Origin of the sequence: Mycolicibacter terrae (assembly GCF_010727125.1) — a bacterium.
In the GTDB taxonomy this organism is placed as follows: domain Bacteria; phylum Actinomycetota; class Actinomycetes; order Mycobacteriales; family Mycobacteriaceae; genus Mycobacterium; species Mycobacterium terrae.
Genome location: NZ_AP022564.1, coordinates 820,062 through 834,510, shown reverse-complemented (window position 1 = coordinate 834,510; position 14,449 = coordinate 820,062). Strand labels below are relative to the sequence as shown.

9 protein-coding genes are annotated in these 14,449 nt (G+C 68.4%); 3 read left to right on the top strand and 6 right to left on the bottom strand.

The genetic code is table 11. From position 1 onward, the window contains the following. The first annotated feature begins 63 nt into the window (after positions 1 to 63). The 3 genes from G6N23_RS04060 (at position 64) to G6N23_RS04050 (ending at position 3,707) form a co-directional block, all read left to right on the top strand. Entirely contained in the window at positions 64 to 939 is an 876-nt protein-coding gene (locus G6N23_RS04060) for a sensor domain-containing protein (RefSeq protein WP_085261318.1), read from the top strand. A 102-nt stretch (positions 940 to 1,041) separates the two neighbouring features. Continuing rightward, entirely contained in the window at positions 1,042 to 2,973 is a 1,932-nt protein-coding gene (locus tag G6N23_RS04055) for a flavin-containing monooxygenase (protein ID WP_085261319.1), read from the top strand. Next, a complete protein-coding gene (locus G6N23_RS04050) occupies positions 2,970 to 3,707 on the top strand; it encodes an SDR family NAD(P)-dependent oxidoreductase (protein WP_085261320.1) in 738 nt (245 codons plus the stop codon). The genes G6N23_RS04055 and G6N23_RS04050 overlap by 4 nt, the downstream gene beginning before the upstream one ends. Before the next feature lie 12 nt (positions 3,708 to 3,719). Here the strand turns inward: G6N23_RS04050 and G6N23_RS04045 are convergent, their stop codons facing one another. From G6N23_RS04045 to glmS, 6 genes are all read right to left on the bottom strand, one after another. Next, positions 3,720 to 5,564: a fatty acyl-AMP ligase gene (locus G6N23_RS04045; protein ID WP_234808640.1), complete on the bottom strand. Its 1,845-nt coding sequence runs from the start codon at positions 5,562 to 5,564 to the stop codon at positions 3,720 to 3,722. A 140-nt stretch (positions 5,565 to 5,704) separates the two neighbouring features. Beyond that, a complete protein-coding gene (gene gjpA / locus G6N23_RS04040) occupies positions 5,705 to 6,841 on the bottom strand; it encodes an outer membrane porin GjpA (protein WP_407938363.1) in 1,137 nt (378 codons plus the stop codon). A gap of 47 nt (positions 6,842 to 6,888) precedes the next feature. Continuing rightward, positions 6,889 to 10,287 (bottom strand): PGRS repeat-containing protein, encoded by a 3,399-nt coding sequence (locus G6N23_RS22560; protein ID WP_157997541.1) that lies wholly within the window; start codon positions 10,285 to 10,287, stop codon positions 6,889 to 6,891. A gap of 611 nt (positions 10,288 to 10,898) precedes the next feature. Then, on the bottom strand, positions 10,899 to 11,765 hold the full coding sequence (locus G6N23_RS04030; RefSeq protein ID WP_085261322.1) for a DUF4436 domain-containing protein: 867 nt from the start codon (positions 11,763 to 11,765) through the stop codon (positions 10,899 to 10,901). Between the two features lie 229 nt (positions 11,766 to 11,994). Then, positions 11,995 to 12,552, bottom strand: coding sequence for a hypothetical protein (locus G6N23_RS04025; protein WP_133055489.1), 558 nt, complete (start codon positions 12,550 to 12,552; stop codon positions 11,995 to 11,997). 12 nt (positions 12,553 to 12,564) lie between these two features. Further along, positions 12,565 to 14,433 (bottom strand): glutamine--fructose-6-phosphate transaminase (isomerizing), encoded by a 1,869-nt coding sequence (gene glmS, locus G6N23_RS04020; RefSeq protein WP_085261324.1) that lies wholly within the window; start codon positions 14,431 to 14,433, stop codon positions 12,565 to 12,567. Between the last annotated feature and the right edge of the window lie 16 nt (positions 14,434 to 14,449).

The following is a 14,449-nucleotide window of genomic DNA, read 5'->3' as shown; positions in this document are numbered from 1 at the left end:
ATAACGTCTCGTGCTGACGACGCCGTCCGTTTACGGCCGGCACCTAGGGGATGGGGTACCCCGATGAACGAGCCCGGCTCGCCGGCGCCAGGCGGACCAGGCCCGCCATTCTGGCCACCGGGTCCCCCACCGAACGGCAACCGCCGACTGATACGGCTGCTGCTGGGTCTGGTCTGCGTGCTCACGGCGATTGTCGTGGTGCTCACCGTGGCCGCCATACGCGGTGAGCGGCAGGAACGCCCGCAATCCAGCCCGACATCGTCACCGGCTGCCTCCCCCGACCGGACACCGGCGCCCGTCTCCGCTTCCGACCGTCCGGTGCCCGTCGCCGCGCTCGACGGCCTCTTGCCGGATAAGAACGTCGTCTCTTCCGCGGTGGACGACCCCGCCATCGATCTGGTGACGCACGGTGAGTACATCGACCCAGGCGATCTGGCGGATGCCGATTGCCAAGGGATCACGTCCGTCTCTTCGCAGGCCTACGCGGGCTCGGGTTGGACTGCAATCCGCTGGCAACGATGGAACAGTCCGGCCGATCCCGATCCCCGCTACCTGGCGAAGCATGTCTCGATGTCCGTGACCAGCTTTCCGCACGCCGCCGCTGCCAGGGCGTTCTATGCCAGGCAGAGCGCTGCGTGGCGGAAGTGCAACGTCCGTATTGTCAACAGCCGCCTTGCCAGCGCGAACGAATCACCCGACCAACTTTGGTTTATCGACAATTTCATCGACTCCGACGGCGTGCTCCAGGCCCTCATGATGGACAACGTCAACTCCGACTGGACGTGTGAAACCAGACTGACTGTACGCAGCAACGTTGTTGTCCGCGTCTCCGTGTGCGAAAGCACAACGACTTCGATAGCCGCACGCACAACTCCTTCGACAGTGGCGGCACGTACGCTGCTCGGCGCGATCACCTCGAAGGTCGACGCGGCCGGCTGAGCTGACCGCGCCGGCCAACCCTTGATCAGCCCCTGCGCCTCGCGTATCGTCCGTTTCAATTTCGCGACGCAGGGTAGCGGATCGACGGAAAGGGCTGAGCCGTTGCGCAACCGCTACGCCGGGGAACCGTTCACCACCGCCGACGCCGAGATCGCCGCCGCGCTGGAGCAGGTCAGTATCCCCACCCTGTTGCTGTCGTGTGTGCACATCACCGGCGACCCCCGCTTCATTCGCGAGTTCACCCAGAACGGGATCTTCCTCAACGAGATCCAGGGCTTCATGTCCGAGGAGGACAAGGCCCGCGCCCGCGCCGAGGCGCTGCCGGTGATCGTCGACTACCGCGACCGGGGTTGCCCGCAGCCCGCACCGCTGCCCGCCGATCTCATCAAGGAGATGATGGATTGGGCGGCTTGCGAAGTCGTCCCGGATGCCTACCTCGGCCTGCTCGCCGAAGAACTCGACCTGGACGGCGCCGACCCCCGCCGTCCGCTTCCGGTGGACCGCGCCGCGGAGCTGCCGGTGGTGGTGATCGGCTGCGGAGAATCCGGTGTGCTGGCCGGAATCCGGCTGGCGCAGGCCGGTATTCCCTTCACCATCGTCGAGAAGAACTCCGGCCCGGGCGGGACGTGGTGGGAGAACACTTACCCGGGCGCCCGGGTGGATGTCGCCAACCACTTCTACTGCTTCAGTTTCGAACCCAACAACGACTGGGGCCACTACTTCGCCGAACAGCCGGAGCTGCAGGCCTATTTCACCGGGCTGGTCACCAAACACGGCCTGGACGACCATATTCGGTGGGACACCGAGGTCACCGATGCTGCCTGGGACGAGGACTCCGGGACGTGGGCGCTGACGGTCCGCACCAGCGACGGCGCGGTGTCGGCGCTGCGGGCACGCGCGGTGATCACCGCGGTCGGCCAGCTCAACCGGCCGCACCTGCCGGATCTCGATGGCGCGGACAGCTTCGCCGGGCCGTCGTTTCACTCTGCGGCCTGGGATCACAGCGTCGATCTGACCGGCAAGCGGGTGGCGCTGCTCGGGGCGGGCGCCAGCGGATTCCAGATCGCGCCCGCGATCGCGGGGAAAGTGAAGCACCTCACGGTGTTTCAGCGCACCGCGCAGTGGATGTTCCCGAATCCGATGTATCACGACGCGGTCGGCGACGGGGTGCGCTGGGCACTGGATCACCTCCCGTTCTACGGCCGCTGGTACCGGTTCCTGCTGCTGTGGCCCGGCGCCGACAAAGGCCTGGAGGCCGCCCGGGTAGACCCGGACTATCCCGACCAGGACTACGCCGTGAGCGAGATCAACGCTTTGGCCCGGCAGATGTTCACCGGCTGGATCACCGATCAGGTCGGCGGTGACGAGGAGCTGCTGGCCAAAGTGCTGCCGGACTATCCGGCCACCGGAAAGCGCACCCTGCAGGACAACGGCACCTGGCTCAAAACCCTGCGGCGCGCCAACGTCGATCTGGTGCGCACCGGTATCAAGCGGATCACCCCGCACGGCGTGGAAACCGAAGACGGCGTCCATCACGACGCGGACGTGATCGTCTACGCCACCGGGTTTCGGCACACCGACGTGCTGTGGCCGATGCGCGTCACCGGCCGCGACGGCACCGACCTGCACGCGCTGTGGGGCAGCCGACCGTATGCGTATCTGGGTATCACCGTGCCCGGGTTCCCGAACTTCTTTCTGCTCTACGGGCCCGGTGCGCATCTGGCTCATGGCGGCAGCCTGATCTTCAACTCGGAGTTGGAGATGCGCTACATCGACGCCTGTCTGGCCAAGCTCGCCGGCGAGGGGCTGCATTCGATCGAGCCGACCGCGCAGGCGGCCACCGAATGGCATCGCCGCACCCAGGAGGAGATCGTCAAGATGGTGTGGGCGCACCCGGCGATCCAGCACTCCTACTTCAAGAACGCCGACGGCGAGATCCACACCGTGAGCCCATGGCGCCTCGACGAATACTGGTCGGCAGTGCGTGAGCCGCAGTGGTCGCAGTTCGTCATCGTCAAAGGAGACCAGAGATGAGCGGAGTCGTCATCACCGGTGCGGCATCGGGAATCGGCCGGGCGTGCGCTCAGGCGCTGGTCGCCGAGGGTCGACGGGTCGCGTTGTGGGACATCGCTTCTACCGTGCAGGACGTGGCCGACGACCTGGCGATGCCCGGCGCAGTGATCGACGTCTGCGACGACGCCGGGATGCCCGCCGCGGTAGCGGCGGTCGCCGAGGCGCTGGACGGGATCGACGGTCTGGTGCATGCCGCGGGCCGGGTGCTGCCTGAACCGGTGGGCGCCTACACCGGCGAATCCTGGGATGCCGTCATGGATGTCAACCTGCGTGCCCAGGCGATGCTGGTGCAGTTGATGCTGCCGCACCTGGAGGCCGTGGCTCGAGCCGGCGGCGACCCGGCGGTCGTCGGCATCTCCAGCATCGAGGGGTTGACCGCCAACCCGTTCATCCCGGCCTACTGCGCCTCCAAGGCCGGACTGCTGGGCCTGACCCGGTCGATGGCCGCCCAGCTGGGTCCGGCCGGGATCCGGGTCAACGCGGTCTGCCCGGGCTTCATCGAAACCCCGATGCTGCAGATCGCGCTGGACGTCGAAGAGGTCGCGGCCGGCTTCGTGGCCGCCGCGCCGCTGGGGCGCATCGGCCAACCGGAGGAGGTCGCCCAGGCGGTGGCGTTCCTGATGTCGCCGCGGGCGTCGTTCATCACGGGCACCCAGATCGTCGTCGACGGCGGAGTCACCGCCCGGCATCCCTGACGGCGAAAGGGATCAGGCGCCGCCGGATGCCCGGCGAACGGCCTCGGCCAGGATTTCCTGTGCTACCGCCATGTTCTCGGCTTGCTCAGCCTCGTCGACGCCGTCAGGCGGTGCTTGCCAGTGCGCCACCACCGCGAGATCTCCGTCGAGGAACTGCTGCCGGCACTGACCCCGCTGGATCTTGCCGCTGGATGTGGTGGGAATCGACACATGCTCCACCAGCACCACATCGTGGGCCTCGAGGCGATGGTGCTCGGTGATCGTGGCGCGGATGGCGTCGACGACGTCGGCGAGGTCGGTCTGTCCGATCAGGTCGCGGTCGACTTCCTGCACGACCACCAGGTGCTCGACGGCATGTGGCCTCGGCGTCACCGTGAAGACCGCACCCCGGCCCGCCACCAGCACCGGATGGCAGTCCTGCACGGTGAACTCAACGTCGTTCGGGTAGTAGTTGTGGCCGTCAATGGTGACCAGGTCCTGGTAGCGCCCGGTGACGAACAACTCTCCGGCGCACAAGAAACCGAGGTCCCCGGTGCGCAGGAACGGCCCGCGTGCCGACTCTGAGCCGTCGGCCTGCGACAGGTAGGCGGCGAAGGTCTGAGCGGTCTCTTCGGGGCGTCCCCAGTATCCCTGGGCGACGCTGGGTCCGGCGACCCAGATCTCGCCGACCTCGTCCGGTTCGCACAACCGGTGGGTCACCGGATCGACGATGGCCACATCCTGGCCTCCTCGGGGAGGACCGCAACTGACCAAAGTCGCAGCAGAGGGGTGCTCCGGCGCGACGTCGGTAACCCGGTCAGAACTCAGCGCGGTGCGATCGATGTAGCGAACCCCCGGTACCGCCTCGTCTGATCCGCCGGCCACCAGCAGGGTGGCCTCGGCCAGCCCGTACACCGGCGTGAACGCCTCCAGGCGGAAACCCGCCGGGGCAAAGGCCGCGGCGAAATTCTGCAGTGTCACGGCACGTATCGGCTCCCCCCCGTTCATGGCGATGGACAGGTTGGACAGGTCGAGTGCCGCACGCTCTTCCGGTGTGCTGGTCTCCACGCACTTGTCGTATGCGAAGTTCGGTGCGGTGGTGATGATGGCGCGATGCCGGGAAACGGCTTCCAGCCAACGCATCGGACGCTTGATGAAGGCGGTCGGAGACATCAGCACGGCGGTGGCCCCGACGTAGAGGATCTCCAGGACGACGCCGATCAGACCCATGTCGTGATGCGGCGGCAACCAATACACGCCCACTCCGGTGTCGTCGCCTCGCCACGCCTGACGGACGATCTCCAGGTTGTGCAGCAAGTTGCGGTGCGTCAGCACCACGCCCTTGGGCGAGCGGGTGGAGCCCGAGGTGTACTGGATCATGGCGGTCGAGTCCGCGTTGACGTCCGGGGGCGTCCACCCTTCGGGATCTCCGAGTACGGCGTCTTCGATGAGATGCCAGTGCAGGGAGCGCCCCTCGGCCAGCTCATCGATCATGGCCTTGGTGTTCGCCTGGGTGTCAGCGGTGGCCAGAACGAAGCTCGCCTTCGCATCGGGGACCACCGCCGTCAACCGCGGCGCCATCCGCTGGTGCACCGGCACCGCAACCGCGCCTGCATAGATGCAGCCGAAGAAGGCGGCAACGAACTCCAGACCCGGGCGATACAAAACCAGCACCCGCTGTCCCCCCGCGCCCTGCTGTTGCAGCGTGGACGCGATCGCTCGCGCCTTGAGGTCGAGCTCGTGATAGGTCAGCTGGCTGCGGTCCTCATCGTCGCCGTGATAGGAGAAACTGAACGCCACCTTGTCCGGATACTGCTCGGCGCGCCGCTGCAACACGTCCAACAGGGTGTTTTCGCTGGTCAGGTCGTAGTCTGACAACTCGTCTCCTCAACGGTCGTGCGATTCATCCTGGTGAGGTGCACCCTAGCGAGATCCCAGCCGTCTCAGCTCAGTTCGTGAACGCCGGCCCGGCCGCCCACCGACGACGCCCTCGGTAGCGGCAGTTCCAGAAGCGGACTCTAGAAGAGGTCGCCCCACTGGAAGTCGGTCACGGCGTCGCTCAAGTGGCTCCAGAAGTCGGTGGCTGCCATGCCGCCCGCCTCGGCGCCGCCGAAGTAGTCATCGGGGACGGTGGGGAAATCGACCCCGGCCCAGGGCGGTAGGACAGGTCCGGTTGGCGCCCCCTTGCCGTCGCCTACCTCGTTCCAGCCCGCGCCGAGCAATTGGGCGGCCAGTTCCGAGAAGCTCAGCCACGCCCCCATCGGGCCGATCGCGTGGCCATCGAAGCCGAGACTGCCAAGGACAGGAACACCCAGGAGATTGATGCCGAGGCTGTTGATGATGGAGCCGCCGACAACGGGCACCGATGCAGCGACGTCTCCGTTGGAGTCGAAGACCTGCCACGGCCCGTGGGCCACGTCGCCACCGGTGAGCAGCCCGCCGAAGGCGAACTCCAGGTTGTCTATCTCCATGGGTGCCGGCAGTAGACCCGCGTCGTTGATCAGCGGCAGCAGGAAGTTGAGGTTGAGGGTGGCACCGTTGAAGTAGGCGCCGACCATGTTGGCGATGATGTCGGTGAAGCTGTCGCCGTCGGTGATGCTGTTCGACAGCGCCACCCAGGGGGCGATGGCCGGACCCAGCGAACCCATGATGATGCCGCTCAGCGGTGACGACAAGAAGTTGAGGACCGTGGTCACCATGTCGGGATCGATATCTGCCGGGAGGAAGCCGGGAATCTGACTCAGCAGGAGGGTGTGGTCGCTGGCCACGGTGAAGGCGGTCGTCGCGGCCACCGTCGCGTCGTCGGCGTTGAGCAGATCGTAGGACGAGAACACCGCCTTGATGTTGTCCTGCATCTGCTCGGCGACGGTGCTGATATTCGCCGGGTCATTGATCAGCAACTGCATGAAGCCGACCATGTTGACGAGGCTCTGCTGGAAGCCCACGCCGGGCGCCAAGCCGTAGTTGTTGACCAGTTGCGACAGATTGGCGGACCCGGCGTTGAAAGCGTCTTCCCACGCGCCGGTGAGCTGGACCGCCGGGGCCTGGATCTCGGCGACGCCGGGCAACGGCGCCGCCGCCGGAGGCACCGCGATGAGACTGGCGCCCGCGATCGCGATACCCGCGGTGACATAGGGCTGAAGGGCTAACTGCACGGCCATCTCCTTATGGTTGGTGATCTTCTGGTCTTCAGGACGCAGCGTTATCCAGGCTGGCCGTCGCTGCCGGCGTTACCGGCAGTGCCGCCGGCGCCGGGAGTTGTGCCGGACGGTCCAGTGCCGCCGGTGCCGCCCCCGCCGCCGAGGGCGCCGGTGCCGCCATTACCGGGAGTAGCCGAGCTCGCACCCCCATTGCCGCCGTCACCGCCGTCGCCGCCGTTGCCGCCGTTTCCGCCGGTGCCAGTGCCGGTGGGAGCCCCACCGTTGCCACCGGCACCGCCGACCGCTCCGTTGCCACCCTTGCCGCCGTTACCGGCGTCGCCGGCAGTACCGCCGGTGCTCGCACCGCCGGCACCACCCGCGCCCCCGACACCGCCGTTGCTGCCGTCGCCGCCATCACCGCCGGCATAGCCGTTGCCGGTGTCGGGGTTGGTACCGCCGCTACCGCCGGACCCGCCGACGCCGGCGTTACCACCGGCACCGCCGACACCGCCCTTGCCGCCGTTCCCGGTGTCAGCGCCGCCCCCGACACCGCCCTTGCCGCCGAGACCACCGGCCCCGCCGCTGCCGCCATCGTCACCGGCCGCCTGCAGATGGTCGGCACCGTCGCTGCCGGCGCCGCCATCACCGCCGACACCACCGGCACCGCCGACGCCACCGTTACCGCCGGCCCCGGCGTTCCCGTCGATGCCGCCCCCGGTGGCCGTGCCGCCGGCCCCACCGTTACCGCTGTGTCCACCGGCCCCACCGTTGCCGCCGGCCCCACCGGTCAGGCCCTGGCCCGCGCCGTTGACGCCACCAATACCGCCGACACCACCGGCACCGCCGACGCCACCGGTTCCGCCGCCGCCACCGGTTCCGGCGGTACCGCCGTCAGATCCACCGCCGACACCCCCGTTGCCGGCGTTACCGCCGGCCCCGCCGTTGCCGCCGTCGGCACCCGCGGCGGTCGCGGAACTGGCTCCCGCCGCCCCGGCGCCGCCGATACCACCGTTACCGCCCTTACCGCCGTTACCGCCGTCGCCGTTGGTGCTGGCGGTACCACTACCGGCGCCGCCGCTGCCAGCCGTTCCGGCCATGCCGCCGGCGCCTCCGGCCCCGCCGTTGCCGGCGTTACCACCGGCCAGACCATTGCCGGCCGCGTCGACACCGCCCTTCCCGCCGTTACCGCCGACACCGCCGGTACCGCCGCCACCGCCGGCGCCGGCGTTACCACCGAGCCCGGTGTCCGAGCTGCCACCGTTACCGCCGGTGCCGCCGTCGCCGCCGGCCCCTCCGTCGAGGCCGTCGCCTCCGGCCGCTTCGGCGGGATCGACACCGTTGGCGCCGGTGGTGCCCAGACCGCCGGCGCCACCGTTGCCACCGTGGCCGCCATCGGCGCCATTGGTGCCATTGCCGCCGTTGCCGCCGTTACCTCCGGCCCCGCCGGTGCCGGCCGCGCCGGTGGTCCCGTTCCCGCCGTCGCCGGCGTGGGCACCGGTCAAAGCGCCAGCCGTGGCACCGGAACTGTCGCCGCCGTTACCGCCGTTACCGCCGCCGGCCCCGCCGTGACCTCCGGCGCCGCCGATGTAGGTGCCGTCGCCACCGTCACCGGCGTTACCGCCGGGACCGCCCACTCCGCCGAGGATGCCCTTGGCGCCGCCCGCGCCACCGGCACCACCGTCGCCGCCCCAGCTGATGACACCACTGCCCGTGGCGCCGTCGGCACCGGCACCACCGGCGCCGCCGGCGCCACCGGAACCACCCGCGATCCCGGAACCACCGCCGGCGCCACCGGTACCGCCGGCACCGGCGTGGCTCAGGACGGTGCCCGTCGGAGCAGCCGTCACGGAACCGTCGTTGGCCCAGCCTGTCGCGGCACCGCCGTTACCACCGTTGCCGCCGTTGCTTCCGTCGCCCTGCAGGCCGGCGGCGGCGGCGCCCGCGCCACCGGCGCCGCCGTTACCACCCTGGAACGTCCCGGTGCCGCCGTTACCGCCGTTACCGCCGGCACCGCCGACACCACCGTCGCCGCCGAAGGTCTGAACGGTGTTGTCACCGCCGACAGCGGAACCGCCGTTACCACCGTTGGCGCCGGCTCCGCCGGTTCCGCCGGTACCACCTCTCGCGCCATTCACAGCTCCGGTGGCGTCACCGCCATTACCACCGTTGGCGCCGGCGCCGCCGGTACCGCCGTTACCACCGAGGTTGGTGCCGTCACCGCCGGCGCCGCCAACACCACCGGCGCCGTTGGCTCCATCAGCGGCGACGCCGCCGTTACCACCGGTGCCGCCGCTCCCACCGGTAAGGCCCTCACCGCCGGCGCCGCCGACACCACCGTTACCGGCCGTCCCGCCGACATTGGTGGTGGCCGGGTCGCCGGCGGCGCCGCCGTTACCACCCGCACCGCCGCTGCCACCCGTTCCGAGGAACGAGCCATCGCCAGCGGTGGCCGCGGAACCGCCGGCACCGCCGCCACCGCCGTTGGCGGCCACCCCGATCTCTCCGCCCTTCCAGAAGTTGCCGCCGGCCGCACCACCGTTGCCGCCGTGGCCGCCGGCACCGCCGTCCAGATGCGCGTCAGTGCCCGCGGCGCCGCTCCCACCGGCACCGGCCTGTCCGCCGTTGCCGCCGTTACCGAGGCTGAAACCACTTCGAGTGCCGCCGATACCGCCGTTACCGCCGCTACCGCCGTTACCACTGCCGCCATTGGCGAAACTGCCGGCGAGGCCATCGGCGCCGGCACCACCAGTCCCGCCGTTGCCGAAGAACCAGGCAACCGCTTTACCACCAGCGCCACCGTTACCGCCGTCAGGGTCGGCTGCAGTGGCGGCACCACCGGCCCCGCCGGCCCCGCCATTGCCCATGAACGTCCCACCGATACCACCGGCGCCACCATCCGCGCCGGCGCCACCGTCACCGCCGGCCCCGCCATTACCGAACCCGAGCGCATTTCCGCCGTCACCGCCGGCAACGCCGGCCGCATTGCTGTCCCAACCGGCCCCGCCGTCACCGAACCACAATCCGCCGACGCCGCCGTCTGGGGAATCAGCCGTTCCGTCGGTGCCGTCACCGATCAGAAACTGCCCAGCCATGGTGTTGATGGCGCCGTTGACCAGCTCACCGAGGTCGCTGTTGATCCACGCCTCCAGGCCGGTGTGCAGCGGGGTGTAGAACCATTGGTCGACCAACGTCGTCATGTCGAAAAGGCCCGCGGCAGCCGGGCCGATATCGGACGGCGCCAGATCCAAGCCTGACGCGTCCGCCGGATTCCCAAAGTCGGAGAGCCAACCGAAGTCGAAGAGATCCTCAAGATCGGCCTGCGCCTGCGGCGCGGTCGCCAGTGGGGCCATCCCGAACGCCAAGAACGCAGCTACCGCGCTACCGGCACCGACCATCCCGTTACGGCGCTGCCCGCTCTGACCCTGAGGGTTGCGATGACTGTTGGTGTGACGACGGCTCATTGCGAAAACCTCATTCTGTGAACAGGCCTACTAGGCAGTCGAGATAATCTCAGCGGAAGTTAATTTAACTCACGCGTAACTTAATAGGCAAGCATTTTGTTGATTTAGCGGAAAATCTCCTCAAAACCGCCAACGCAGTGCGGTCCGGGATCGTTTTCCCACCCGCCGCCGGGCGGATCTGTTGCTGTATTGCTCTCGATGAAGCCCCGAAATACTGGCCCGACCAGCGCGAATTCGTCGATCGGTACTGCTCGGCCGGACGGGCGGCCCGGAGATTGGGTCCGCCGCTGCGCACACACCCAGGGCAGCTACGAAACCCCCGAACGACCTCGTCCCGACTTAGCTCGTACAGGTAACCCACATTAAGTTCACAATTCAACGCACCCATTCTCAGCTTTGGGCGATACCAGCCGTCACCGCCGGTAGCCGCCTCGGCCAGCCAGACGCGGCTTCAGAACACCCAGCTTTGCCGGGCCGCGATGACGAAACCGTGGGTGACAATCGGGCCGTTGAAACGCTGTTGCACGCTGCGCCGATTCCCCCGGGGTGCTGTGAGCACCCGGACCAATCCGGGGCCGGTGGGATCCCGTGGATCATCGACCGGGGTCGAGTTACCCGCCCACCTCGGTCAAGACGGGCTGCGGCGCCACCACCTCAGGCGCCGGCGCAACCGGCTCCGGTTTCAGGTCGCGCCACCAGCAGTAGACGAACAGCAGCATCGACATCACCAGTGCGACGATCACCCAGAGCGTGATCGTGACGTCGATCCAGGATCCGATCGGCGGAGCGTCGGGCAGTGCGTTCCTCAGCGGGACCACCGCGAAAAGCATTGCCGCATACCACGTCGTCATCGGCGCCTGGAACTTTCTCCGGCCGAGGAAGGTGAGCACCGCGACAACCACGGACACCGCGGCCAGCGCGACCAGGACACCTACGACCACGGCGCCGAAAGCCATGGTGCTCGGAGACCGGTGCAGCGTGATCCGATACGGGCCGCCGGCCTCGCGTTCGCCGACAATATCGTTCTTCCAGCCGGCGATATGGTCGATAAACGTCACCGAGATCCGTTCCGACACTGTGGAGTCCCCGCGCAGGATGTCGACGGTTATCGGCCCGGTCTGGTAGTGATCGAACGGCCATTTCGCCGAATTACCGGAGACGGTCAACGGGACCGGGAACTCACCGGGCACCATGCCCTTGGTCCAGGTGCGCCTGGTGGGCGTGACCGCGGAGTGCACCGCGATGCTGAGATCTTGCGTGAGCCCGTGCGTGCCCGGATCGAGCAGTTCCGGTCCCGGGGTGATGGTGACCCTGCCGGTCAGCGTGCCCTTCACCGTCTGGAGATCTTCGATGTCGACGATCACGGCCGTTCCGTCGGCCGCCGGCTGCCCTTCCGTGAGTTGGCGTGGGCAGCCGCATCCCGCTCGTTCGTACAACGCGACGGTGACGACATAGGAGGCGATGAAGAAGACCGCCATCCCGAGGATCAGAAGCAGTCGAGACCGGTGGACCCGCGCCGCAGCATCATCGTCGGACAAGACGGATCTCCTTCACTCGACGGTGACCGGCGTGGTCAGGTGAGATGGTCGACAACAACGGCTGCATCGTCTCATCGCCCCCTCGTTCGCCGCCGGGATTTCGACGCACGCGCGGCACCCTTGCGGCTCCGGCAATCAGGTTCCGGCGCCGCCGGGTATCTGGAGCGGCTTAGAAGACTTCGCTCTGGGGTGCGGAGATGACGAACCCGTGTGTGACGGCCGGGCCGTCGTTCTTGGGACCGTTCTCGTGCGCGGCCTTGAGCACACAGACCACGTCGGTACCCAGTGGGATCCCGCAGGCCAGTGATTCGGTGGGCGAGAAATCCCAGAACACGATCTTCTGACCGATACCCAAAGTGATAGCGGGTACCCGTGCGGGGTCCCCGCGCAGCCCGTCGGCGGCCGTGGGTAGAAACAGTGCCGGACCGTCCCCGCGGGCCGACACGGCGGTAAGACTCACGCTGCGGGTGCTCGGCGCCATGCCGGGGAAACGCCCCTGGCAGGCCACTATGTGCGTCACCTTCCCGTGACTCTTGCGGCACACCAGGCCGGCGGGCGTGGTGAACACCAGGTCCGGCGTTTCAGGCAGGTCGGCAGCGGTGGCGGGCAGCGGCCCGCTGATGTCGATGAGCGGGCCGAGGTCGGGAACCTCGTCCGCCGCAACGGCGTTCGGGACCTGCGTGAGCGCAGCCATCACGGCGCACGCCACTGCCAACGATCGTCGCATGGAAAGCTCCCGTTACTCGACGGTGACCGACTTGGCCAGGTTGCGCGGCTTGTCGACGTCGTAGCCCCGGGCCTGGGCCACCCCGGCGGCGAACACCTGCAGCGGGATGGTCGACAGCAGCGGCTGGTAAAGCGTTGGCACGACGGGGATCTCGATCAGGTGGTCGGCGTAGGGCCGCACCGTCTCATCGCCCTCCTCGGCGATCACGATGGTGACCGCGCCGCGGGCCTGGATCTCGCGAATGTTGGAGAGCAGCTTGGAATGCAGCATCGCGGCGTTCTTGGGCGAGGGCATCACGACGATCACCGGCAAGTCGTCCTCGATCAGCGCGATCGGGCCGTGCTTGAGCTCACCGGCGGCGAAACCCTCGGCATGCATGTAGGCCAGTTCCTTGAGTTTGAGCGCGCCTTCCAGGGCCACCGGGTAGCCGACGTGCCGGCCGAGAAAGAGCACCGCACTCGACGCCGCGAATCGCCGAGCCAGCTCGGCCACCGATTCCACCCCGTCGAGCACCCGCGACACCAGTTCGGGCATCGCCTCCAGTTGCCGGTACTCGCGCTCGACCTCGTCGGGGTATTTGGTACCCCGGGCCTGGGCCAGTGCCAGGCCGACCAGGTAGTTCGCGGTGATTTGGGCCAAAAACGTCTTGGTCGAGGCGACACCGATCTCCGGTCCGGCGCGGGTGTAGATCACCGCGTCGCACTCGCGCGGGATCTGCGAGCCGTTGGTGTTGCAGACCGCCAGCACCTTGGCCTTCTGCTCCTTGGCGTGCCGGACGGCTTCGAGGGTGTCGGCCGTCTCGCCGGACTGGCTGATCGCCACCACCAGGGTGCTGCGGTCCAGGACCGGGTCGCGGTAGCGGAACTCACTGGCCAGCTCGACCTCCACCGGCAGTCGAGTCCAGTGCTCGATCGCGTACTTGGCCAGCAGGCCGGAGTGGTAGGCGGTGCCGCAGGCCACCACGAACACCTTGTCGATCTCGCGCAGCTCCTGGTCGGAGAGGCGCTGCTCGTCGAGCACGATGCGACCGTCCTCGAAGTGCCCGAGCAGGGTCTCGGCCACCGCGGTGGGTTGCTCGGCGATCTCCTTGAGCATGAAGTATTCGTAGCCGCCCTTTTCCGCGGCCGACAGGTCCCAGTCGATGTGAAAGTGCCGAGCAGCGTCGGAGGCGTCGTTGCCGGCGAAATCGGTGATGCGGTAGCTGTCCGCGGTGATCACCACCGCCTGGTCCTGGCCCAGCTCGATCGCATTGCGGGTGTAGGGGATGAACGCCGCCACATCCGAGCCGAGGAACATCTCGCCCTCGCCGATGCCGACCACCAGTGGGGTGGATCTCCGGGCCGCCACGATGGTGCCCGGCTCGTCGGCGTGGGCGAACACCACCGTGAAGTGCCCCTCCAGCCGACGCAGCACCGCCATCGCCGAGGCCACGAAGTCCCCGGCGGTGTCGCCGCGACGATATTGGCGCGCCAACAGGTGGACGGTCGCCTCGGTGTCGGTCTCGCTGGTGAACTCCACCCCCTCGCGCTCCAGCTCGTCGCGCAACACGGAGAAGTTCTCGATGATGCCGTTGTGCACCACGGCGAATTGGGACGCCGCGTCGCGGTGCGGGTGCGCGTTCTGGTCGGTGGGCCGGCCGTGGGTGGCCCAGCGGGTGTGTCCCAGCCCGGTGCCGCCGACCAGCAGGCTGGGATCCGTACGGGCCAAGTCGGCTTCCAGGTTGGCCAACCGCCCCGCGCGCCGACGGATCGTCAGCTGGCCCACACCGTCGACGACGGCGATCCCGGCAGAGTCGTAGCCGCGGTACTCCATGCGGCGCAGTGCCTCGATGACGACCTCGCGGGCGGGCCGTTGCCCGACGTAGCCGACGATTCCGCACATAGGTGTTCAGGGTAGT